The sequence below is a fragment of the Psychromonas sp. 14N.309.X.WAT.B.A12 genome (assembly GCF_030397575.1).
Classification (GTDB): Bacteria; Pseudomonadota; Gammaproteobacteria; order Enterobacterales; family Psychromonadaceae; genus Psychromonas.
The window spans coordinates 42,179-66,675 of the sequence record NZ_JAPNXS010000015.1 but is presented as its reverse complement, the minus strand read 5'-3'; the positions used below and the strand labels follow the sequence as shown (position 1 = coordinate 66,675).

At 38.3% G+C, this 24,497-nt stretch carries 20 protein-coding genes; 12 read left to right on the top strand and 8 right to left on the bottom strand.

What is annotated here, in order from left to right:
* Positions 1-79: 79 nt before the first annotated feature.
* The 9 genes from OW492_RS16045 to OW492_RS16005 all read left to right on the top strand — a co-directional run bounded on the left by OW492_RS16045 (position 80) and on the right by OW492_RS16005 (position 11,834).
* The gene (locus tag OW492_RS16045; RefSeq protein WP_290041447.1) at positions 80-3,391 is read left to right on the top strand and encodes a transglutaminase family protein; all 3,312 of its coding nucleotides are present in this window, start codon (positions 80-82) and stop codon (positions 3,389-3,391) included.
* Between the two features lie 113 nt (positions 3,392-3,504).
* Entirely contained in the window at positions 3,505-6,024 is a 2,520-nt protein-coding gene (locus OW492_RS16040) for a circularly permuted type 2 ATP-grasp protein (RefSeq protein WP_290041445.1), read from the top strand.
* Positions 6,021-6,899, top strand: coding sequence for a transglutaminase family protein (locus OW492_RS16035; RefSeq protein WP_290041444.1), 879 nt, complete (start codon positions 6,021-6,023; stop codon positions 6,897-6,899). The genes OW492_RS16040 and OW492_RS16035 overlap by 4 nt, the downstream gene beginning before the upstream one ends.
* Positions 6,900-6,947: 48 nt before the next feature.
* Complete coding sequence (locus OW492_RS16030) at positions 6,948-8,402, top strand: circularly permuted type 2 ATP-grasp protein (RefSeq protein ID WP_290041443.1); 1,455 nt, start codon at positions 6,948-6,950, stop codon at positions 8,400-8,402.
* Position 8,403: 1 nt separating this feature from the next.
* On the top strand, positions 8,404-9,333 hold the full coding sequence (locus OW492_RS16025; RefSeq protein WP_290041442.1) for an alpha-E domain-containing protein: 930 nt from the start codon (positions 8,404-8,406) through the stop codon (positions 9,331-9,333).
* Between the two features lie 337 nt (positions 9,334-9,670).
* Positions 9,671-9,925, top strand: a complete 255-nt coding sequence (locus OW492_RS16020) for a hypothetical protein (RefSeq protein ID WP_290041441.1) — start codon at positions 9,671-9,673, stop codon at positions 9,923-9,925.
* Positions 9,926-9,944: 19 nt separating this feature from the next.
* Positions 9,945-10,430: a hypothetical protein gene (locus OW492_RS16015; RefSeq protein ID WP_290041439.1), complete on the top strand. Its 486-nt coding sequence runs from the start codon at positions 9,945-9,947 to the stop codon at positions 10,428-10,430.
* Positions 10,396-10,650, top strand: coding sequence for a hypothetical protein (locus tag OW492_RS16010; protein ID WP_290041437.1), 255 nt, complete (start codon positions 10,396-10,398; stop codon positions 10,648-10,650). Before OW492_RS16015 ends, OW492_RS16010 begins: the two co-directional genes overlap by 35 nt.
* A gap of 71 nt (positions 10,651-10,721) precedes the next feature.
* Positions 10,722-11,834: an AI-2E family transporter gene (locus OW492_RS16005; RefSeq protein WP_290041436.1), complete on the top strand. Its 1,113-nt coding sequence runs from the start codon at positions 10,722-10,724 to the stop codon at positions 11,832-11,834.
* A 105-nt stretch (positions 11,835-11,939) separates the two neighbouring features.
* Here the strand turns inward: OW492_RS16005 and OW492_RS16000 are convergent, their stop codons facing one another.
* The 7 genes from OW492_RS16000 to OW492_RS15970 form a co-directional block, all read right to left on the bottom strand.
* Positions 11,940-13,283: a sigma-54 dependent transcriptional regulator gene (locus OW492_RS16000; protein ID WP_290041434.1), complete on the bottom strand. Its 1,344-nt coding sequence runs from the start codon at positions 13,281-13,283 to the stop codon at positions 11,940-11,942.
* Between the two features lie 219 nt (positions 13,284-13,502).
* On the bottom strand, positions 13,503-15,125 hold the full coding sequence (locus OW492_RS15995) for a diacylglycerol kinase family protein (protein ID WP_290041432.1): 1,623 nt from the start codon (positions 15,123-15,125) through the stop codon (positions 13,503-13,505).
* An 80-nt stretch (positions 15,126-15,205) separates the two neighbouring features.
* A complete protein-coding gene (locus OW492_RS15990; RefSeq protein ID WP_290041430.1) occupies positions 15,206-15,637 on the bottom strand; it encodes a hemerythrin domain-containing protein in 432 nt (143 codons plus the stop codon).
* A gap of 90 nt (positions 15,638-15,727) precedes the next feature.
* A complete protein-coding gene (locus tag OW492_RS15985; protein ID WP_290041429.1) occupies positions 15,728-15,922 on the bottom strand; it encodes a hypothetical protein in 195 nt (64 codons plus the stop codon).
* 8 nt (positions 15,923-15,930) lie between these two features.
* On the bottom strand, positions 15,931-16,098 hold the full coding sequence (locus OW492_RS15980; RefSeq protein ID WP_290041428.1) for a DUF1328 family protein: 168 nt from the start codon (positions 16,096-16,098) through the stop codon (positions 15,931-15,933).
* A 79-nt stretch (positions 16,099-16,177) separates the two neighbouring features.
* Complete coding sequence (locus OW492_RS15975; RefSeq protein ID WP_290041425.1) at positions 16,178-16,732, bottom strand: BON domain-containing protein; 555 nt, start codon at positions 16,730-16,732, stop codon at positions 16,178-16,180.
* 259 nt (positions 16,733-16,991) lie between these two features.
* The gene (locus OW492_RS15970; RefSeq protein WP_290041424.1) at positions 16,992-17,936 is read right to left on the bottom strand and encodes a LysR family transcriptional regulator; all 945 of its coding nucleotides are present in this window, start codon (positions 17,934-17,936) and stop codon (positions 16,992-16,994) included.
* A gap of 115 nt (positions 17,937-18,051) precedes the next feature.
* Between OW492_RS15970 and OW492_RS15965 the strand changes: the two genes are divergently transcribed.
* The 3 genes from OW492_RS15965 (at position 18,052) to OW492_RS15955 (ending at position 23,546) form a co-directional block, all read left to right on the top strand.
* Positions 18,052-19,227 (top strand): efflux RND transporter periplasmic adaptor subunit, encoded by a 1,176-nt coding sequence (locus OW492_RS15965; RefSeq protein ID WP_290041422.1) that lies wholly within the window; start codon positions 18,052-18,054, stop codon positions 19,225-19,227.
* Positions 19,227-22,397, top strand: coding sequence for a multidrug efflux RND transporter permease subunit (locus OW492_RS15960; protein WP_290041421.1), 3,171 nt, complete (start codon positions 19,227-19,229; stop codon positions 22,395-22,397). Before OW492_RS15965 ends, OW492_RS15960 begins: the two co-directional genes overlap by 1 nt.
* A 126-nt stretch (positions 22,398-22,523) precedes the next feature.
* Positions 22,524-23,546 carry a zinc-binding dehydrogenase gene (locus OW492_RS15955; protein ID WP_290041420.1) on the top strand — a complete coding sequence of 341 codons (1,023 nt, stop codon included), beginning with the start codon at positions 22,524-22,526 and terminating at the stop codon, positions 23,544-23,546.
* Between the two features lie 50 nt (positions 23,547-23,596).
* Here the strand turns inward: OW492_RS15955 and OW492_RS15950 are convergent, their stop codons facing one another.
* Positions 23,597-24,313 (bottom strand): UTRA domain-containing protein, encoded by a 717-nt coding sequence (locus OW492_RS15950; protein ID WP_290041419.1) that lies wholly within the window; start codon positions 24,311-24,313, stop codon positions 23,597-23,599.
* Positions 24,314-24,497: the final 184 nt, after the last annotated feature.

The window sequence follows — 24,497 nt, the reverse complement described above, 5'->3', positions numbered from 1 at the left end:
TTGCAAAAAAATAAATCAACACCCAGTAACATTTTCGTGCTATTTATATAGCTGCATATCATTAAAGGGGAATTAGTCGATGACAATCACTGTTGGTATTTCGCATCATACTGAATATAAATATGACCGCTTAGTAAACATGGGGCCGCATATATTTCGTTTACGTCCAGCCCCACATAGCCGCACAAAAATTAAAAGTTATTCATTAAAAATTACACCGGAAGACCATTATATCAATTGGCAACAAGATCCTTTTGGTAACTATCAAGCCAGGGTGGTATTCAATGAACCCACCACCGAGTTTAGTTTTACCGTAGACTTAGTTGCAGAAATGACGGTTATTAACCCCTTTGACTTCTTTCTAGAAGAATATGCAGAAGAATTTCCTTTCGTTTACGATAAAATATCCAAATCTGAATTAGCTCCTTATCTAAAAAAACGTAAAGCTAGCCCCAAGCTTCTCGAGTTAATCGCCTCTTTAACACCCAAAGAACCTATTCGCAGTGTTGATTTCTTAGTGGCGGTAAATCAAGCTATTTATGAGCTGGTCGGTTATGGTATTCGTCTTGAACCTGGCGTACAAACGGCAAATGAAACCCTAACTAAAAAAACTGGGTCATGTCGTGATTCCGCATGGCTATTGGTGCAGTTATTTCGCCATTTAGGGTTAGCTGCTCGTTTTGTATCAGGTTATCTAGTACAGCTTACCTCAGATCAGAAATCACTTGATGGGCCTAGTGGCCCCGAAGAAGATTTTACTGATTTACATGCTTGGACTGAGGTTTATATTCCAGGAGCGGGTTGGATTGGTTTAGATCCTACTTCTGGCTTATTTGCCGGCGAAGGACATATCCCCTTAGCTTGTACGCCTGAGACAAGTTCTGCTGCCCCAGTGACAGGTGGTATTGATGACTGTAAATCAGAGTTCAGTTTTTATAATAAAGTAACGCGTGTTCATGAAGACCCTCGCGTGACCAAGCCTTATTCTGAAGCGCAGTGGTCGGCGATTAATCGTTTAGGCCAACATGTTGATGATATTTATGATGATCAAGGTATTCATCTTACTATGGGGGGCGAGCCAACCTTTATATCGATCGATGATATGGAGCATCCTCAGTGGAATACGGAAGCCGACGGTAAAGAAAAAAGAGTCTTGGCACAAAACCTATTCGTGGAGATGAATAAAGTCTTCACTAAAGGTGGTTTTACCCATTATGGTCAAGGTAAGTGGTATCCAGGTGAACCTTTACCACGCTGGCAATATGCTTGTTATTGGCGCAAAGATGGAGTGGCTCTGTGGAAGGATACTAGTTTATTAGCTGATCCTAATAAAGATTATGAGTTAGACCATACCGACAGCCAAAAATTTGCTGAAAAACTCAGTGAGGCATTAGGCTTAAGCAAAGAAGCATTAACCACTGCCTATGAGGATATTATTTATCACATGTGGCAAGAGGGCTCGTTACCTTCAGAGCCTGGACCAAAAGATGCTAAATTATTACATGCCATGAGCCGTAAAGGTTTTTTAGAAAAGATGGAAAAAGGCATAGATAAACCAGTAGGTTATGTCTTACCTTTACAATGGAATGATGGTAAAAACTGCTGGCAATCCTGTGCATGGGAATTTAAACGTGGACACTGTTTCTTGTTACCGGGTGAATCACCATTAGGTTATCGCTTACCTTTAGATAGCTTGGCGTGGACAGATAATATTATTGATCGAGACCCTTTTGATATTCCGGATACTTTTGCTAAACCTAAAAAATTGAAAAAAGGGTTTATTGGCAAAGAGATGATCAAAACAGCGATGGCACTAGAGGTGAGAGATGGGCGTTTATATATCTTTATGCCGCCAACTAGCCATTTTGAACATTACTTAGGTTTATTAAATTCCATTGAAGCAGTGGCAAAAGAGCTTTCAATGCCCGTTGTTATTGAGGGATATAGCCCACCAAAAGACAGTCGCGTAGAAAAATATGCTGTGACGCCTGATCCTGGTGTTATTGAGGTGAATATTCACCCATCTAGATCTTGGGAGCAGCTGGTAGATAGAACCACTATACTTTATGAGCTAGCTAAACAGGCGCGTTTAGGTACAGATAAGTTTATGGCCGATGGTCGTCATACCGGAACTGGTGGTGGTAACCATGTAACCTTAGGCGGTGAAACACCAGATCAAAGTCCATTCTTACGTCGCCCAGATATTTTGCGTAGCTTTATCACTTATTGGCAGCATCACCCTGGGTTATCTTACCTATTTTCTGGTTTATTTATTGGCCCAACCAGCCAAGCGCCACGTGTAGATGAAGCTCGTGATGAAGTGCTTTATGAGTTAGAGATTGCTTTTTCACACATGCCAGAAGGTGAAGTACCAGAGCCGTGGCTAGTGGATAGGTTGTTACGTAATTTATTGGTGGATTTAACGGGTAATACGCATCGTGCAGAGTTCTGTATTGATAAGTTGTATTCTCCTGACTCAGCAACAGGTCGTTTAGGAATTGTAGAGTTTAGGGGCTTTGAAATGCCGCCGCACGAACAAATGAGCCTAGTACAAATGTTGTTATTACGTACACTATTGGCTTGGTTCTGGAAAAAACCGTACCACAAACCTTTAGTACGCTGGGGAACAGAGTTACATGATAAGTTCTTACTTCCTCAATATGTAGAGAATGATTTAGCAGAAGTGACTCGTGATTTACAACAAGCAGGTTTTGCTTTCCAATTAGGTTGGTTAAATCCGTTCTTTGAATTCAGGTTCCCTGTATGCGGTACACGTGAGCTTGATAATGTGACCTTAGAGTTAAGAACAGCCATTGAACCTTGGCATGTATTAGGTGAGGAAGCGAGTGCATCTGGAACTGCACGTTACGTAGACTCTTCATTAGAAAGGGTACAAATCAAAGTACAAGGAACGATCAGTGACCGTTATGTAGTGACTTGTAATGGTCGTCGTGTGCCGTTAAAAGCTGTGAAAGGTAAAGCAAAAGACGAGATGGTGGCAGGTATTCGTTATCGTGCATGGCAACCACCGACAGCATTGCATCCTACCATTGGTGTACATGCTCCTTTAACTTTTGACTTGATCGATACTTGGGAAGGTCGTTCACTGGGTGGGTTTGTATATCATGTAAGTCATGCTGGTGGTCGTAATCCAGAAACATTACCGGTTAATGCATTTGAAGCTGAAGGGCGTCGAGTGGCGAGATTTTGGGAGCATGGCCATACGCCATCGTTATTGATGTCAGACCAACCTAGCTGGATACCATCTGCTGCGACCCATACTTTTCATGCTGCCGAATCAGTGACTGAGTTTGTAGTTCCAGCAGAAGAAAGTACTAACCAAGATTACCCACATACCTTGGATTTACGTCGTCAACCAGCCTTTAAATAAGTCTGGATAAAAGTAGTATTCCACTTTGAAATTTATTAAAGTGGAATGCCTTTTTTCTTGCCTGAATAGATCATTACTAACTAATGATGTCTTAAAAATGGAGCATTTTCAGCATGTACATTAATAACAGCAGTATGCCGGAATTGCCAGAATGGTTGTCCCTCTATCTAAATAAATCACATGATCATGATGAGCTTGTTAACCATAGTGGTTTACTACCTAAACATTGGGATACATTATTCAATCGTCTATCTAGCTTAAGTGCGGAAGAGGTCACTGGACGTGCCATTGAAATCAGTCAGTTATTACAAAATGGCAATATTAAACATGAAAGCAATCATCAATGGCACTTTGATCCTTTACCTTTTATGTTTTCCAAGCAAGATTGGCAGTCACTAGAAGCTGGTATTAAACAAAGAGTGACGCTGTTAAATAAAATTCAACAAGATATTTATGGTGAGCAAAAACTATTAATGGATGGTTCGCTTGAAGCCAAATATTTGTTTCAAGATAAACGGTATTTGCGTGAAGGTTTCAGCCTTCCCGGCAATGAATTAAAGTTATTTTTTACCGCAATTGATGTTTATCGTACGCCAAGCGGTGGTTTTAAAGTTTTAGCTGACCATTGTCAGTGTCCATTAGGCTTAGGTTTGTTATTAAAAAGCCGAGTCATTGCCCGTCGAGTGATGGCTGAAGAGTTTGCTGAATGTAATGTTCAGCAGATAAAACAATTTTTAGCAGCATTCCAAGATACGATTAATGAATACACTCGTTATATGGACGATCCTAGAATAGTTATCTTGACGCAAGGTATCGATGATCCTAATTACAATGAACACGCCTTCTTATCCACTTATTTTGGTTACACCTTAGTACAAAGTGCAGACTTAACCGTGAGAAACGCAGAGGTGTGTTTAAAGTCATTACAAGGGTTAGGGAAAATTAATGTGATTTTACGTTGGTTGCCTGATCATAGTATTGATTCCCTAGAACAAACAGAATACTCATTACATGGTATTCCTGGCTTATTACAAGCAGTGCGAGAAGGGTCTGTCAAAGTATTAAATCCGTTTGGTAGTGGCATCCTATCATCTCCTGCAGTACAAGCTAATCTAGCCGTTTTATCTGAAAAATTATTAGCGAAGCCTTTGTTGCTCGGTCAAGCCAGTTATTATGCAGTGGATCAAGTTGAAGAAGTTGAGTGGAGAGGGTTAGAGTTATTAAGTTATCAAGATAGCACGTTTAAATTAGACGGTGCCGCCAACATAGAGCAAATTAAAAAACTGATTAACACACAACCTGAAAACTATTATTTCCAAGATAAACCCACGTTTAGTAGTGCGCCTTTTTGGAGTGGCGGACAACTGATTGCTAAACCTGTGGTATTCCGTTGTTATGCTTTAAATACCGAGCATGGGGTGGAAGTATTACCTTCTGCACTATGTTTTTCTAATGAAGTTAGCCATTACCCAAGCCTATCTGGATGGATCAAAGATACTTGGATTAATGCCAATGATGAGAATACAGTTGCTGACCCAATTGCTTCTATACCCGTTCGAAAACGCATGGATGTGACCCTATTAGAAGGCGTGATATCAAGCCGTACTGCAGAACATCTATTTTGGTTGGGTCGCTATTTAGAAAGAGCTGAAAGTACTGTTCGAGTATTACGTATTTTTATCGATCGTTATACTGAGTTAGCTATCTATCCAGACGCAATGCGGCATTCCATGGTTACTCGATTGTTCAGTGCAATACACTCCCAACATATTGTTTATCCTTATATTGAGCAAGAGCCTGTATTGCAAACATTAAATAGCGAAAGTGCTAAAACCATGGCCTTTCAATTATTAGCTGGTGAGCAATGTGCAGGAAGTATTGTTAATACTCTTAAGTATTTAGCGAATGCAGCAGTACAAATTCAAGAGCTATTGTCCTATGACAGTCGCCGTATTATTGATGAAATCAATGAACAGGTAAAAGCTCTGTCGTCAGTTAACATTAATACAAGCTCACGTAGCCTACAAACCAGTTTAGATAAAGTGATTGGTTCAATAATGGCTTTCAATGGCTCGATTGCGGACTGTATGCCAAATAGTAACGGCTGGTTTTTATTAGAGATTGGGCGCCGTATTGAGCGTAGTTTGCAAATTACCTCATTAAGCGCAGCCCTATTAACCGAAGAGCTAGAAGAACCAGTTGAAATTGCTTTACTGGAATCGGTGTTAACGTGTCAGGTCAGCTTAGTGACCCACAAGCGTCGTTATCGTATGCATCAAAGTATTGGCACAGGACTTGAACTCTTATTATTAGATGCAGAATACCCGCGCTCGCTGTTATTTCAATTAGAACAGATTAATACGCTTTGTAAGCATTTGCCGACAAAAAGGCGACCGGGTGTGATTGCGGCTCATGAAAAAGCAATTGTATTGTCAAAAACCACCTGTTACGTCACCGAAAAAGATTATTTACAAGTGAGTACGGAAGGCAAGCGTGAACAATTAATAGAGTTCAATCATCACATTCGTAGCAACTTAAATACCTTTTGTGATGTATTACTATTACAATACTTTTCTCATACACAAACTGCCAATAAATTAAATTGGACTAACATTGAGCAAGCTCAATCGTGAAATATAAAATAAAACACACCACCACCTATCAATACGCTGATTTTGTAAGCTTATGTCAAAACCAAGCGCGTTTAACGCCGAAAACAAATCGAGCGCAGATATGTCATAGCAGTCATATACAAATAGATCCTCCAAGTAGTTATTTAAAAGAGTATACGGACTATTTTAATAATAGAGTCACTGTGTTTGAAATTACTACTCAACATAAAGTATTAGCTGTCACTATGGTTAGTGAAGTGGAGTTATTGGTACCAGAAAATATTGACCTTAAGCGTATCGATATGCCTTGGGTAAAAGCCAGAGATATACTTGCAACGCCTAATACAAGCGAGTTATTAAAAGTATCTGAATTTATTTTACCTTCGCAACTTACCCAATTAGAAAAGGGTATTCGTGACTATGCTCTAGTCTCTTTTACCGAAAAGGCAAGCCTGATAGAAGCATGTAAAGATTTAATGGCACGAATTTTTCATGAGTTTCAGTATGACCCTGGTTTTACTACGATTAGTACGCCTTTAAGTGTTGTTTTTGCACAAAAAAGGGGCGTTTGCCAAGATTTTGCACACTTTGCGCTAGCTTGCTTACGTAGCATTGGATTAGCGGGAAGATATGTAAGTGGTTATATAGAAACACTGCCACCAGAAGGTGAAGAGAAATTAGAGGGAGCCGATGCAACACATGCTTGGTTTGCCATTTTTGTTCCTGGCTATGGTTGGTTGGATTTTGATCCTACAAATGATGTGTTACCTAGAGATCAGCATATTACCTTAGCTGTTGGACGAGATTTCTCAGATGTTACTCCTTTAAAGGGCGTGGTATTTGGTGGAGGCTCTCAGGCATTAGATGTTGCGGTGGATATGATTCGATTAGGGTAATTAGACAACGTCATTATTAAACATGAGTTAATGAAAAGGCGAAAGTGTATGGAAATTGATTGGAAAGCGTATCAAACGAATGGTTTTTTTGATGAATTAATTGACGCCAAAGGGAATGTTAGAACACATGGAAAACAACTGGCAGAGTTCTTTTCAAAACTGTCTGGTGATGAATTAAAAAAAGCCCGAGCTGTCGCTGATTTAGCTATTAAAGAGATGGGTATTACTTTCACTGTTTATAACGAAGGTAATATGATCGACAGGGCTTGGCCCTTTGATATTATTCCTCGTACTATCGGTAAAAAAGAGTGGCAGGGTATAGAAGTTGGCTTAAAACAACGTGTTGAAGCGTTAAACCTATTTATTGATGATTTATACCATGACCAAAAAATAATAAAAGACGGTGTTTTTCCCAAAGGTTTATTAGAAAAGTCTGTTAACTTTCGTCAGCAATGTGTGGGTATTACGCCCCCTAACAAAATATGGGCACATATTTGCGGTTCTGACTTAGTGCGGGATGGCAAAGGGACTATGTATGTCCTAGAGGATAATTTACGGGTTCCTTCAGGTGTCTCCTATATGCTTGAAAACCGCTCAGTAATGAAACGTGTCTTCCCCGAACTATTTGAACAAGTCCCTATTTTACCCGTCGATGATTACCCCTCCCAACTATTTGATATGTTAGCTGCAATGTCACCTCGCCCAGATGATAAACCTGAAGTGGTGGTGTTAACTCCAGGCGTATTTAATTCAGCGTATTTTGAGCATTGTTACTTGGCGCAAGAGATGGGGTGTGAGTTAGTAGAAGGTCGCGACCTAGTGGTTGAAAAAGATGATTGTGTTTACATGCGAACAATTACTGGATTACAACGTGTAGATGTTATTTATCGCCGTATTGATGATCTCTTTTTAGATCCTGAAGCATTTTTGCCTGATTCTCAATTAGGTGTTCCTGGTTTAATGAGAGCATGGTCCAAGGGAAATGTTGCTCTAGTAAATGCGCCGGGAGCAGGTGTAGCAGATGATAAAGTCGTGTATGCCTACGTACCTGAAATCATTAAATATTATTTAGGTGAAGATGCAAAAATAGCCAATGTTCCTACCTTTAAATGTCTTGATCCTAAAGAGTGTGAGCATGTGATTAAGAACATCGATAAATTAGTGATTAAACCGGCTAATGAGTCGGGTGGTTATGGCTTACTGATTGGCCCTAAGTCAACTAAAAAAGAGCAACAAGAAACCATTGCGCAAATTAAAGCGGATCCTCGTAACTGGGTCGCTCAACCAACCTTAGATTTATCCACTGTCCCTACTTTAGATGGCATAACTCCTGACGGTCGTCATGCTGATTTAAGACCCTTTATTTTGTCTTCTGGCAAAGATACTCAAATTACAACAGGTGGTTTAACACGCGTTGCAATGACTAAAGGCTCATTGGTGGTAAATTCATCACAAGGTGGTGGTAGTAAGGATACTTGGATTGTAGACGAGGAGGCTAAATAATATGTTATCAAGAGTCGGTGAAACTTTATATTGGGTATCTCGCTATATTGAACGCGCAGAAAATGTCGCTCGCTTAATCAATGTTAATAATATGTTGATGATGGATTTACCAAAAGGGGTGAGTACAGGCTGGGAGCCTTTAGTAGATATCATTGGAGCACGAAAAGCTTACTTAGAGACGCATACAGACTTCTCTGAGCAAAAAGCGTTACGTTATCTATTGGTAGGTAAGGATAATTTCTCCTCTATCTTAAATTCGATTATATCAGCTCGTGAGAGCGCACGTACTATTCGAGATGTTATTCCAAGAGATGTATGGGAAGAGATAAATTCTCTCTATTATTACGTAAAGGATAATCAAAATGAGGGGTTAAGCAAACGAGGTCGATTTACTTATTTAAAAACCATTATTGATGCTGCCCATCAAATTTTTGGTACTTTAGATGCCACTATCAATCATGACCTTGGGTATACTTTTATCCGTATTGGATTGATGATTGAACGTGCTGATATGACATCACGTATTTTAGATATTCGCTCTGAAACCTTAATTACTAGTACAGAAGCAAAACCTTACGAGAATATACAATGGATAAGCCTATTACGCTCACTTAGCGCTTATCAGATGTACCGTCAAGAGATGAGCGTGCGAGTACAGCGTTCTGATGTTATTGAATTTATCATGCACAGTGAGGTGTTCCCTCGCTCGATATTGTTCTGTTTACAAGAGTTAAAAGTATTAATCCAACCTTTACCGAATGCATCGGAGATTAATCAATCCATCGACCATGCGATTGATGAGTTAAAAAGCGAAGACGTACGTGAGTTGGAAAAAGGTTATCTACATGACTATATTGATAACATTCAAGTTGAATTAGCAGCTATTCATAATGGTTTAGCTGAGCTTTATTTCTTGAAGCCTGCAGAGTAACTACCTCCACATCAATAAGTTTGGTGAAGTGTTACGTGATATGACGTTCGCTTCATCTTTTTAAGCTTTTTTCACTATGGCCATTATTCACTTTTTAGATGAGTAAATTTTACAGGGTTATTTCAGGTTACTGTAAAAACTACATTACTCATTAACTATAATTACATGAGCCAAAACAATTAATATGTCTTAAAATCAATATCTTATATTTTTATTGATTAGTTGGCATGACTTTCGCAATAGTTATATTGAACAATCGAGAATAGGGGAATATAAACCCTCTATTATTTTTAACATGATAGAAAGCGACATACTCTATTATTAAGGAGATTGAAAAATGGCTACTACAACTACCAAAGCAAAAACTCAAGAGACTCAAAACAAAGTAGAAGATGCTTATCATTCAGCTGAAGAAGCTGCGACTGAAGCTGTTCACTCTTTAAAAAATAAAGCACAAGAATCATTAGCGGAAGGTTCAGAAAAAATTAAAACGACAACAGCTCAGGTTGAAAACGTTATTAAAGAGCGTCCGCTGTTAAGTGTTGGTTGCGCATTCTTAGCAGGTTGGGCTATATCTAAATTAATTAAGTAATTTAATAATCGGAGATTTTATGACAAACAACACCGAACCAGTTTGCGATGAAAATAAGATCTCTGATGATGCTAAGCCAGATAACTTATTAGATACTGAAAAAATTAATCAAAAAATCGACGAAGTAAGTAGTTTATTTAATAAGTTATCAGACACAATAGATACACTTGGTAAATGGTCTGAATCGACGATACAAGTGTTCTTTATGGAGCTGCTACGTAGCGTTAATGCTAGTAAGCAGTTCTTGCTCTGCCAAGTCCTATTTATTCCTTTATTAATCCTGTTTGTTTTTAGTACATGTATTGCTGTTGGTATCGTTTTTTATAGTTTAACAGGCCAGCTATTGATTGGAGTAGGTACATTTTTATTATCAATGATCGCCGTACTTGGTGCATTAGCTTATTGGCAAAAACGTTTAATGAAAATGATTGGATTTAAAGAAACAATTGCACAAATAAAGGAGGGGGTAGATGTCGTCTCTAAAGCGTCTAAATCACTCGATTAAATTAAAAAGATTAGAGGGTAAGGATAATATAAGACAGGTTGATTTATCCTTAAAGCTACTTTTAAATGACGTAAATAAACATACCCAAAAACACCCACTAGTCGTGACTATCGGTGGTGTATTGACTGGTTTTATCTTAAGCAAATATAGACGAAAAATAAAAACCTTTTATCCACTTGCCTCATTAGGCTTTAACTATATTAAACGCAATAATCAGTAAAAAATTCAATAGAAAAGCAATGTAAATACAGGTCTTTTTTGTCTGCCAGTACTCTCAATGGAGTTAAAACCTTGAACGATGGAATAGAAAAAACATCCACAGAAGCCACCCCTAATACTACTGAACAGCCTATTTACGTTAATGAAAGCGCAGACTTAAGTAAATTATACTCAATGGGGTTTGGTTTTATATTTTTCATCGTGCTGATGGTTAGTATCTATTTTGCTAAATCTATTCTGTTGCCGATTATCGCGAGTACTTTTATCGCTTTATTGTGTAGCCCAGTAGTTAATTACTTAGTTAAAATTGGTTTACCAAGATTAATTGGTGTATTGGCGGTTATTTTTGTGATTGTGGGGCTAATATTTGGTGGGTTAAGTCTATTGAGCGGACCCGCACAAGAATGGTGGGTTAAACTACCGACTTTGGTAAAAGATGTTTCTCAAGAGATCAGTACTGCAGCCAATAATACCAGCTTTAATAGTGCGGCTAATCAGGCCATTGTGAATGACAGTAATGTTGGTGAATTTAAAAGTGATACCATGGTGTCTTTAGTGAAAAGTATTGCCATGGCAACACCCACTATGCTTACTCAATTTATGATGGCTTTGTTCATGGCTTATTTCATGCTGAGTTATGGCCGATCGTTGTTTACTGGTTTATTAATGCAATTTGATAGTTTTGAGAATAAACGCAAAACTGTTGAGCTAGTTAGAACTATTCAGCATGATTTATCTCGGTATATAGGGACCGTCACACTCATCAACATATTATTAGGTGTGGTGGTTGGTATTGTATTTTCAATACTAGGCGTGGATGACCCATTTTTATGGGGAGCTTTAGCCGGCATTATGAATTTTGCCCCTTATTTAGGGCCGCTGATTTCGATGATCTGTTTTGCCGTTGTGACTTATGTTCAGTTTGACTCCATGAGCTATGCCTTTATCGTTATTTCAATATATCTGTTTATTAATATGCTAGAAAGTCAGTTTGTGACTCCTACTTTATTAGGTAAAAGCTTTAATCTTAATCCATTAATTATTTTTATGTGGCTGATTTTATGGGGATGGTTATGGGGTAGTATGGGGATGCTAATTGGGGTTCCGTTATTGGTTTGTGTTAGTACAGTATTAGAAAGGTTGGACATATTTGGCCGCATTCATCTTATTTTAAAAGAGAGATAATATGCTTAAATATTATCTCTCAATCTTTTTATACTGCAGATTCAAATTATAAGAGCTATTAAAGGTTATGTTTTAACATTTTACTGTTATTACATAACCAAGAGCTTAAGGAACTTCATATTTATCTAGCTTATTATATAAGGTCTTAACACTGATCCCTAAATCTTGAGCTGTTTTAGTTTTATTGCCTGCATTGTTATTCAATGTATTTACTATTGCCGTTTTTTCTATTTCAGTTAAAGGAATTCCAATTGGAACCAATCTTTCAACGGCATTTTGCGTTTCTAAAGAAGGCGTTTCTGAAATAATATGCTCCGCTTTAATCACTTCATCGGCGAGAATAAAAGCTCTTTCAATGGTATGTTTTAATTCTCGAACATTACCAGGCCAATCATAATTCGCAATTTTTTCTATGGCAGAATCTAAAATGGTTTTTGCTTTTGTTTCTTGCGCATTTTGATGAGCAATAAAGTGTTTTGCTAAGCCAACAATATCCGAACCTCGATCTTTTAAAGGAGGTACTGTAATTGGAAAGTGTGCAAGGCGAAAATATAGATCTTCACGTAATGTATGTTCTTCAATCGCTGTTTGCGGATCGCGGTTTGTCGCTGCAATAATTCGTACATCAGATAAATGAGCGGTTTGTCCACCAACACGACGGTATTCACCTGTTTCCAATACACGTAATAATTTAACTTGATGCTCAATAGGCATTTCAGTGACTTCATCAAGAAATAAAGTACCACCTTGTGCTTGTTTAAATACACCTTGGTGCGGCTTATCAGCACCTGTAAAAGCACCTTTATCATGACCAAATAATTCACTATCAATAAGGTCGGGGCTAATAGCTCCACAGTTAATAGCAACAAAAGGTTGATTACTTCGCTCACTCGCTTGGTGAATAGTTTGTGCGACTAATTCTTTACCTGAGCCACTTTCACCAATGATTAAAACGGACGCCTCGGTTTTGGCAACACGTCTAATAATACGATAAAGCTTGTGCATTGGACTAGAGGAGCCAATTAATTGGCCAAACTGGTCTAAATCGCTAGTGGCTACTTTTTGTCCCACCGGGCTTTTTAACAGATGTGATTGTCTTACATCTTGTAATGTTTCTGACAATATATCTAGATCTAAGGGCATACGGTAATGAAAAATAGCCCCCAATTGCATTAATTTATCTAGGTTTATATTGGGTAAGCCAGAACTTATTAGGATAAGATCCATTTCATTTAGTATTTCAAGCTCAGATAAAGCTTGGTAATCGGCTTCACTAAATTCATTAACGCCTATCACAGCAACAGCAGGGCAGGTTTTTTTTAGTTGTGATATCCAATCCTGGTGTGTTGGCAATTTGATAACATCGAATTGATTTAATTCGTTATTATTTAATATAGATTGGCGTAATGATTCGTTCTGTACGCTTAGTAATAAGCTTAATTTATTCATTAATTTGATCTCACGATAACGAATCAACTCTTGATAGGGGATTCTTATCATCGCGATGCAAAGTAAATTTGTCAAATTTTATAATGATTTCATTTTTCACAGAGGCGTGAAAGTTGTGTCATTGTATTAGTTAAATAAAGGCGTTAATGTTTGAAGAGAGCTCGAAAAAGTAGAGCAGGTATAAATAACCTGCTCAATAAAAAGGGAAAATGTGGGGGATTAAGATTTTACGACGGCTTTTACTTTTAAAGATGAAGGTAAAATACTGAAAGAAATATGTGAAGCAGAATATTGTTCACCATCTACAACGTAGTTTATTTCATGTTTAGCAAAAATATCGATATGGTTACCTGAGCGATATTCAAATTCAGTAGACTTATCTTGCATGCCTAAACTTGAAAATGCTAAGTCAGATAACGCCAGTACTCTTTCCGAAATACTATTTCTATAATCCAAATAAGTGACATGTAATTTGCCATCATCTGGTTCAGGTACATCGCCACCATGTGCTAATACCGTACTGAACGGGGCGATGTTAGCAACAACTAAACTTTGTACATCTACCTCTGTTAATGGTTGGTCATCTATTTTAATCGTTAATTTTTGCGGGTTATCAGAGGCAATAGCATTAAAAAATCCGCTTAAATAAGCCATTTGACCATATTGGTTTTTATTTTCACGATTCGCCGATTCAATCATCTGCTGCTCGAAACCTATGCCCATTACTAACAACATCAATTTATCATTACAACGTGCTGTATCAATCGTACGAACTTGATCTGATAAAATTGCCTTACAGGCACTTTCGACGGGAGAAAATTTAGCTTCAAGCCCGTACAGTACATGGCATAGCGCATTAGCAGTACCAAAAGGTACAATACCTAATACAATATCTGTCTCTATAATTTGCTCAGCAACCTCTGTTACTGTGCCATCTCCACCACAAACAATGATCTGTTTAGCATTTTCTTTGACGGCTTGTTTTGCTAAGGCTGTCGCCGTTGTTTGTCGGCTGGTTTCTATAATATTTAAACAGTATTTTTTGGTGAGTTCTCTGATCAACTGTTGTTGATGTTGTTGCCATTTTCTAGATCCAGATACCGGGTTAACTATCATCCAAGTCGGTGTTGGTAACAGTAGCTTTTGTTTTTGATGTATCGAGGTGAGTACTTTGTATTGCCGTTTATTTAAATTAGCCGATGAACGAATAGAGTGAATATCCGCTAAAGCCTGGTCGACAGTTAACTCTGGGTCTTGACTTAATAGGTAAGCTGCCATCACAAATACTGAGCGGCCGCGGCCTAATGCGCAGTGGATCACAACGGATCGTGACTGTGAACGCTGTGCATCAATCCAACAAAGTGCATGTCGTAATTTGTTTAATGATGGTGCTTTATGGTCTAAAACAGGCAGTGTTAAATATTGAAAATGTTTATCCGTCATAGCGCTTTCAAGTCCAGCGAATTCAGCCGTTAAATCTAAAATACAATCAATATTCTGGGATTTTAAATAATCGAGATCAGAGGGAAGCAAGCGTCTTGAAAGATATAGGTCATCACTTATTTTTTGGATGGCAGGGACTGAGTCATATTTTCTTGCCCAAGCGTTATAACCTCGAATTCCCAACATAAAAGGGATAAAGGCCCATTGTATCCAGTAGACAATTTTTCCATCACTATTTTTTCTAAAAACAGAAGGGATATTAAAAAGATATGCGAAGCTAACAATGGCTAAAGATAGGGCTACCCATGTAAATAATAATTTCAATACTAACCAAGGTGTAAACCAGGCTAGTGCTGCGCTTAGTAAAACGCCGAGTAAATAATATTTAGTAATAAACATGGGCTCCCTCACTGATATCTAGGTTATAGATATTAATTATCATAGGTTAGATAATGAAAATTGTGACCATAAAAGGATGACTAGCTAACCATCTCTTTGTGGTATTGGGCCGCTAAATTGAGTTTTTGATCTTCAGTAAAGACCTTACCTGCCATTTGGAAAAAACGATGTTCTTCTTCTTCTAAATGATGCAGTACTTTATGTTGTAACGATTGCATAATGGTTAACCAAGCTGGTGAATTAAACTCTGTATTGTCCAATCGCTCAATAATTTTATCGATGGAATGATGTTCGGCAATGCCATGTCGAGATAACTCAACGGTTTTATCTTTTTGAATTAAAGGGGCATAAAAATAACGCTCTTCAGCAATAGCATGTTGCTGTAATTCTTCTTTTAAATCTGCATAAAAAATTTGACGAGTTGCAGAGTCACCTTTTGTGCTAGTTAATGCATCCATTAATAGGCGTTGTTTTTCGTGGCTTTCGCGTAGTTCTTCAAAAATATTACTCATTGTTTATTCCTTGTGTGTATATGAATGGGAATAGTGGGCTCAATGTAAAAAGTAGGCGTACGTTAGTACGCCACTAATGAGTAACAGTTATTAACAATCTTTATCTTCTGTATTCAGTGAATCTTTTACATCTTCACATGTATCTTCAATACTATTTTGTACATCTGTTACAGCATCATCTACTTTTTCACCTGTTTTTTCAGCAGGCCCTTCACTACATGCACTCAATAGCATGAATGCGGCACCGATTGCGGCGAATGATCTATATGTGTTTGAATTATTCATTGTGTCTCCTATTTCTTCGGACTAATTAAGTTAAAAACGACTGATACAACAAACAGTATTGCGAATAGATAAAATATAATTTTAGCAATACTCGCAGCTGCACCTGCAATACCGCCAAAACCCAGTACAGCTGAGATTAAAGCGATTATTAGGAATATAAATACCCAGCGAATCATGTTGTAGCTCCTAGTTATATAAGGTTGTTGGTTAACTTATGGTTAATGGAAAGTTAATAAATGGTTAAGAAATATGAGTCTACTGAGTGACTTCAAGTTTATCGATAACTGATGTTACGTCGTCGGTATTACGAGCTAGGTTCATTGCTAAATCATGCTCTGCATCTGTTTTTACATTACCTGCTAACAACACCACATTGTCAGTTGTTGTTACTTCAATATCCATGGCACTGATATCATCAGCCATTAATAAGCGTGTTTTCACGACAGTAGTGATTTTGGTATCAGTTAATGCTGATAGTGCTTTATCATCGATATCTGCATCAGCATCTTCATTTAAAATGGTTAAGTTATTATCAACACTTTTAACACCTTCTAATCCAGTTACTAATTCGCCAGCTAACGCTTTTTCAATGCCGCTATTAACATCACCTGTTAATGTCACTACACCGCCTTCTACTTCGGTATCTATATCAAAAGAGTTGAGATTGGTATTAAGTAGTAAAGTGGTTTCAGCTTTACCATCTATCCATGCATCAAGTGATTCATCTTTCCAATCTTGTTGGCCTGCTAATGCAAGTGTTGATGAAGTAAGTAGTACAGTCGAAAGTGCAATAGTTGTCATGCGCTTCATATTTTGTCTCCTTTAATTGATGTGTATTGATAATATAGCGAATACTGTGCCAGTTTTTTATCTATTTGTTTTTAAAGGCTTTTTGTTTTTCATAGGGACTGTTGAAGCGGTTAGGTATGAACTATTTACAGGGTCAGATGTAATAGTTATCAGGTTTAATTGAAATGAAAAAAGTTCAATATAAATTATTGTTTTTTATATAAATGAAGACAACAATATCATGCATATTCCTAGGAATGATATTGTTGTTAAAAGTGAGTTACTGTTGATATAACTGTTCAAAATTTGGAATAGATTGTTCCCAAATTGGTACTTCTTTACCAATGTGTTCACGAACGGCATCAAAGAATAAACGTGTTCTTACGGGTAAATCACGATGGGGATAAACAGCATACATTGGGTGATAGTTTTCTAATATTAAATCAGGTAATAACGGCACTAGTAAGCCATCCTTAATTTCATTATTGATCATAAAGGCAGGGGTAACTGAATAAGCACTACCCGATAATACTTTCATCAACAGTGTTTCAGGATCGTTACTACGAAAAATACTGTTAATTTTTTGTTCCTTAGAAAGTCCATCTTTATCAATATATTTAATATCTCTGACACGAATGGTTGCATTCGCAAAGCTGGCCGCGGGTAAAGGTAACAAATCTTCAATTTTTTCTGGTTTACCATAATGCTGAATAAACTCCGGTGCAGCTAGAATAAGTAAACGATTACGTGCTAATGGACGAGAAATTAGCGAAGAGTCTTTAGGTTTACCGATACGAAAGGCCAAATCAAAGCCTTCTGCAATAATATCCACTACGCGATCGTCTAAACGTAATTCAACTTCAACCTGTGGAAAGCGTTTTTGAAAGTCATTAATAACAGGTTGTAAATAACGTCTGCCAATAATAGATGAGCTAGTAATTTTTAAGATGCCTCGTGGCTCTTGGTGAAAGTTTTCAGCTAGACGTAGTGTTTCACCTAATAGTTCACGTATTTCTACTGCTTTTTTGGTCATTTCAGCTCCAGCTGCAGTCAGCGAGAAAGAGCGGGTTGAACGATTTAATAAACGTACTCCTAATTCATCCTCTAAACGACTGATCTGTTTGGATATTACGGAGCGGTCTATGTTTCTGATTTCCGCTGCTTTGGCAAACGATCCTTGTTCTACTACTTCGAGAAAAATTAAAAGGCGACTGGTAATATCCATTTTGAACTCCTACATGTTTATTGTTGTCATTTTGGCACTAATGAATTTAAAAAACGATGCTTTTTGTGCACTAATTTATTCCGTATTATGCGTCCATCAGAAAAGGAGCATCGTTATGCGCAAATATTTCATTACAGCAATGATCGCTGTTACAACTCTTACACTCATTGGCTGTGGTGAAGCACCTAGTCAAGCCGCAACTAAACAACCTTTACAACCAATTGATGTAGCTGAAGTCTTAGTTAAACCAGTTCAAAAATGGCACACCTATACGACACGTTTAGAAGCACCTGAACAGGTCTCTTTAATGCCACGTGTATCTGGTGTGATAGAGCAAGTTTCTTTTCATGAAGGTGACCATGTTGAGCAAGGGGATCTGTTGTTTAAAATCGATGCTCGACCATTTGCAGCAGTGGTTGCAGGTTTAAAAGCACAAGTACAGAGTTCTGAAGCATCATTACAACAAGTGCGTAGTGAAGCAAAACGTGCATCACGTTTGATTGAAAAGAAAGCTATTTCCACTGAATTAGCAGAATCAAGAGCATCTGCTTTAACACAAGGGGAGGCGCAACTGGCTGCATTAAAAGCACAATTAGTTGCTGCTCAGCTTGATTTAGACTTTGCCACTATTCGTTCTCCTATCGACGGTATTATTTCACGTACCAACGTGACTAAAGGTAATAATATTCTTGCTGGGCAAACGGTTTTAACATCAATCGTTTCTAATAAAAGCATGTATGGTTACTTTGATGTGGATGAGCGTACTTGGAATCGTTCATTTAATGATGTGACTGCGGCAAGCCAACAAAAAGTAGTGATGCAAAAAGTTGGACAAGAAGACTTCCCATATTCTGGTTATATCAATTTTATCGATAACCGCATTAATGCAGCCACGGGTACATTGCGTGTACGTGCTGTATTTGAAGCACAAGATGATAGTTTACGTGCGGGGTCATTTGCACGTATCAGATTAGCTGCAAACAATATTACCGACCAAATTGTTATTCCAGATAGAGCGATTGGCACTGATTTGAATAACCGTTTTGTATTAACGGTAGGTGAAGATAACGTACTGCAATATAAACTAGTAGAAGTGGGGGATCGTTATGGCCATTTACGCGTGATCACATCAGGCCTTACGGCAACGGATAAAATTGCTGTTAACGGTCCTGCACGTGTGGGGCCAGGTATGCCAATTGATCCTAACCTAGTTAACATCGATACTAAGGATGTGACTTTTACTCTGTCTGCATCAACTAAGCATTTGACCGCAAGTACTAAGGAACTGTAATGAAGTTTTCTCATTTCTTTATTCAGCGCCCTATCTTTGCGGCGATGTTATCGCTAGTTATTTTAATTGCTGGTGGGATTTCATTATTCCAATTACCAGTGAGTGAGTATCCTGAAGTTGTACCACCAACGGTTGTTGTATCTGCAAGTTATCCTGGTGCAAACCCTACTGTTATCGCTGAAACCGTGGCAACGCCATTAGAGCAAGAAATCAATGGTACAGAGAATATGTTGTACATGTTCTCACAGGCAACCAGTGATGGTGCAATGACACTAACAGTGACCTTTGCTTTGGGTACAGATTTAGACCGTGCACAAGTACAAGTTCAAAACCGTGTGAATAGTGCTTTGCCACGTTTACCTGAAGAAGTTCAACGTTTAGGTGTTGTTGCTGAAAAATCTTCTCCAGATTTGACAATGGTTGTGCACCTTTATTCACCAGAAAATACATTAGATACCGCATACTTATCGAACTATGCTGACCTTAATATTAAAGATGAAATTGCACGTTTACCGGGGGTAGGTGACGTGCGTTTATTTGGTGGTGGTCAATATGCTATGCGTGTGTGGTTGAATCCAGATGCATTAGCAGCAAGAAGCTTAACTGCAAGTGATGTAGTTAATGCATTAAGTGCACAGAATCAACAGGTTGCCGCAGGTAGCTTAGGCGCGCAACCAGTCCCTACAGATAGCCAGTTCCAAATATTATTAAATGTGAAAGGGCGTTTAAATAATATTGATGAATTTCGTGAAGTGGTTATTAAAGTTGGTGAAGAAGGTCAGTTAACACGCTTATCAGATGTTGCTCGTGTTGAATTAGGCCAAGATAGCTACTCTTTACGAGCAGAGTTAGACAACCAACCAGCACTCGCAATGCCAGTATTTCAACGTCCAGGTTCAAATGCCATTGAGTTATCGAACCAAGTACGTGAAACCATGGCTCGTTTGTCTGAAGATTTTCCAAATGGTGTTGAATACGACATCGTATACGATCCAACTGTGTTTGTACGTGGCTCTATTGATGCAGTTATTAGTACGTTATTAGAAGCGATTGTACTTGTTGTATTAGTCGTTATTGTGTTTCTACAAACATGGCGTGCATCTATCATTCCATTAATCGCTGTACCTATTTCTTTAATTGGTACCTTTGCTGTTATGCAGTGGTTAGGCGTGTCGATTAACACCTTGTCATTATTTGGTCTTGTACTGGCCATTGGTATTGTTGTCGATGATGCGATTGTTGTCGTTGAGAATGTAGAGAGAAATATCGAGAAAGGCTTATCTCCACTTGAAGCAACCCGTGTTGCTATGAGTGAAGTAACAGGGCCGATTATTGCGATTGCTTTAGTATTGTCTGCCGTATTTATTCCAACTGCTTTTATCAGCGGTTTATCAGGACAATTCTATAAACAGTTCGCTTTAACGATCACTATTTCAACAATCATTTCAGCCTTTAACTCATTAACGTTATCGCCAGCATTATCGGCACTATTACTGAAATCACACGATAGCAAGCCAGACTGGTTTACTCGTGTGTTAAATAAATTATTTGGACGTTTTCTGTTTAAACCGTTTAATCGAATTTTTGATAAAGGCGCAACTGGTTACGAAAAAATAGTCAAAAAACTGATCCGTTTAAGTGTGATTGTTATGGTTGCTTATGTCGCGTTAGTTGGGGGCACTGTTAAATTATTTGATGTAGTGCCGGGTGGATTTATCCCACAGCAAGACAAACAATATTTAGTTGCGATTGCCCAATTACCAGATGCGGCGAGCTTAGATCGTACACAAGATGTATTATCGGAAATGCAAAAAATCGCCTTAGAAGTGCCGGGTGTTGCACATACCGTTGCTTTCCCTGGTCTATCAGTAAATGGTTTTACCAACAGTCCAAATAGCGGGATTGTATTTACAACGCTGGAAGGCTTTGATAAACGTACTGATCCAAGTGAATCAGCAATGGCAATCGCGGCACAATTAAATCAACGTTTTGCCTCTATTGATGAAGCCTTTGTAGGGGTCTTCCCACCTCCACCAATTCAAGGTTTAGGCACAACTGGCGGCTTTAAACTACAAATTGAAGATAGATCAAATCGAGGCTTTGATGCGTTGTTTGGTAGTTTACAAGCGGTGATTGCTGAAGCACGTAAAAACCCTGCATTAGTTGGGCTTTACTCAAGTTTCCGTATTCAAGTACCACAGATGGATATTAACGTTGACCGTGAGCAAGCACTAATACAAGGAATACCACTGGATGAAGTGTTTAACGCATTACAGATCTACTTAGGCTCTGTGTATGTGAATGACTTCAATCTATTTGGCCGAACTTATCAAGTGAATGCGCAGGCTGATGCTCAATATCGTCAAGATCCTGAACAGATTCTTAACCTGCAAGTACGCAATAATACAGGACAAATGGTGCCACTGGGCTCTGTGTTAACTGTTGTGCCGAGTATTGGGCCTGACCGCGTCATGCATTACAACGGTTACCCAAGTGCTGAGCTAAATGGTAGTCCTGCACCAGGTTATAGTTCTGACCAAGCGCAAGCTGCCATTGAGAAAGTATTAGCAGATACGTTACCAAAAGGCATTGAATATGAATGGACTGAAGTAACTTATCAGCAAGTACTTGCTGGTAATACCATGGTCTATGTATTCCCGCTGGTGGTCTTATTGGTCTTCATGGTGTTAGCTGCGCAATATGAAAGCTTACGTTTACCATTAGCGATTATATTGATTGTGCCTATGACTATTTTTTCTGCCTTGTTAGGTGTGTGGTTAGTGGGTTCAGACAATAATATTTTCACCCAAATCGCCTTGATTGTTTTAGTGGCATTAGCGTCTAAAAATGCCATCCTAATGGTCGAGTTTGCAAAAGATCAAAATGATAATGGGTTATCTCATATCGAAGCGATTTTAGCAGCTTGTCGCATGCGTTTACGTCCGATATTGATGACGTCAATCGCCTTTACCGCTGGGGTTGTCCCATTGGTATTAGCGACTGGTGCGGGGTCTGAAATGCGCCACGCTATGGGGAATGCAGTATTCTCTGGGATGATTGGGGTAACCGTATTTGGTTTGTTACTAACACCAGTGTTTTATATGCTAGTCAGTAAAACCAAAAAAGAGGCTAATGGCTCTGTAAAGCAAGTTGAGTCCCTAGATAAATAATCTACTCCTTATCTTGATATCTCCTTCTGTGAACTTGCTAACGTCACAGAGGGAGAATTCAATCAAAATAGCTGTACAATATTCTTATTATTCACATAGACATGGTTGTCATACTTAGAGGTAGACATGCCTAATTTCGACACATCAACGCAACAAACTATTCCTAATACAATGCAGGCTCTAGCGATAAATGAGGCAAGTGATCTATTTACGTTATCAGAAATGAACTTCCCCGTTCCGCAATGTGAACCTGACGAGATCTTAGTAAAAATCGAATACGTAGGTCTAAATCAAATAGATGGGATGTTTGCTAAACAAGGTTTTGCACCATGGCAATACCCACATATTTTGGGGCTGGATGCGGTTGGTGTGGTAGTGAAAGCGGCAAAAGGAATATATCCAAATGTCGGTGAGCGAGTGATGTGGCATGCCAATATTGCACAACAAGGTGTATTAAGTGAATATGCTAAAGTGCCTAACTATGCGGTCTCAGTTGTGCCAGATAATATTTCAGCACAGCAGGCAGCGACCTTACCTTGTGCTGGTATGTTAGCTTTGATCTGTTTAGATAAATTACATTTAAAAGAAGGTGAAAACATCTTAATTGAAGCAGGGGCTGGCGCTATTGGCCAGTTCGCCATTCAGTTTGCTAAACAACGCGGTGCAGATGTTTTTACAACTGCTTCTAAATGTAATCATAAGCTGGTTAAGCAATTGGGCGCTGACTTTGTATTTGATTATCAAGATAAAAAACTGCGTGAAAAAATCTGTAAAGAACTTGGGCCAATAGGGTTTGATGCGGTATTGGATTCCGTAGGTGGTGACGCGACAAATCGTAATATTGAATTGATGCGGTTTTGTGGACGTATTGCCTGTTTGAAGCCATTACCAGTGCTTGACCATGGATTAATGTTCTTAAAAGCCCCTACTATTAGCATTGTCTCACTAGGTGGAGCATGGTTAGCTAAAAGTCTATGCGCACAACAAAAGATGAGCTTTCTATGTAAGTTGTTATTAGAAAATTTAGCAGAAAATAAGATTCAATTACCGCACATTTCTGAGGTTGAATTTGATCAAAGATCAGTAACAGAAGCCTTACATCGTCAGCTTAATGGCCGCTTTACAGGTAAGCAGATCGTCAAGTTTTAATCGCTTTTTCTATTGTTGACACTCCCTTTCTAGAACTGTGTTAACAGAGCTTAACTATGCTCTATGCTGTCGATGCTGATCATTACTGCATCGGGGCGCCAATATTCAAACTCACAGTCGATGATTTTCCCCTGTTGATTATAATTTACTCGGCATATTTTTAGCACTTGTTGCCCTGCGCTAATATTTAAAGCTTTTGCTACATGGGCAGGCGCAGCCGCGGGAATAACATCAAAACGTGAACGACTGGTAGTGAATTGGTATTTATCTTGATATAACTGGGTTAATGATTGAGTCAGGTTTTCTTCAATGATTCCAGGGAAAAAATGGCTAATTAAGCAGTTCTCAACAAACAACACTACTCTGCCATCGATATAACGTAACCGTTCTATCACATGAATTTCAGTTAATTCCTTTAATTCTAATACTTTGGCGTAATCACTAGGTGCCATAATAGTGCTGATATTAATTAATTGTGTTTCAGCAATACGATCTTGTTCATTGATCATTTGATTAAAGTGGCAGCGTGATAATGGGTTGTAACGAATACGCGGTGGTGAAACAAACCAACCTCTCCGATCTTCTCGATAAATAAGCCCTTCGGTTTCTAATGCGCCTAATGCATCTTTAACGCTGATCCGCGTAGTAGAAAATAGTTCGCTTAACTCGCGTTCCGAAGGTAATTTTTGCAGGGGTAATAACGCTCGACCAAAAATTTGTTCACGTAAAACATCTTTCATTTTAGGATTGTCAGCGTTTTTTTTCATAATTGAACTAGTCCAGTTTGTTTTGCTATTTTTTTGTTTACTATACATTAATATTAGTAAACTTGGTGTTTAAAGGATGAATTTCAAAAATAGTTCACAATAAATTGCAAAAAAAGTTTTAACTTACTGTAAAAAAAATGTAATGTTTCTCTTGTAGTATGAAAAATGAACTCACTGAACTAGT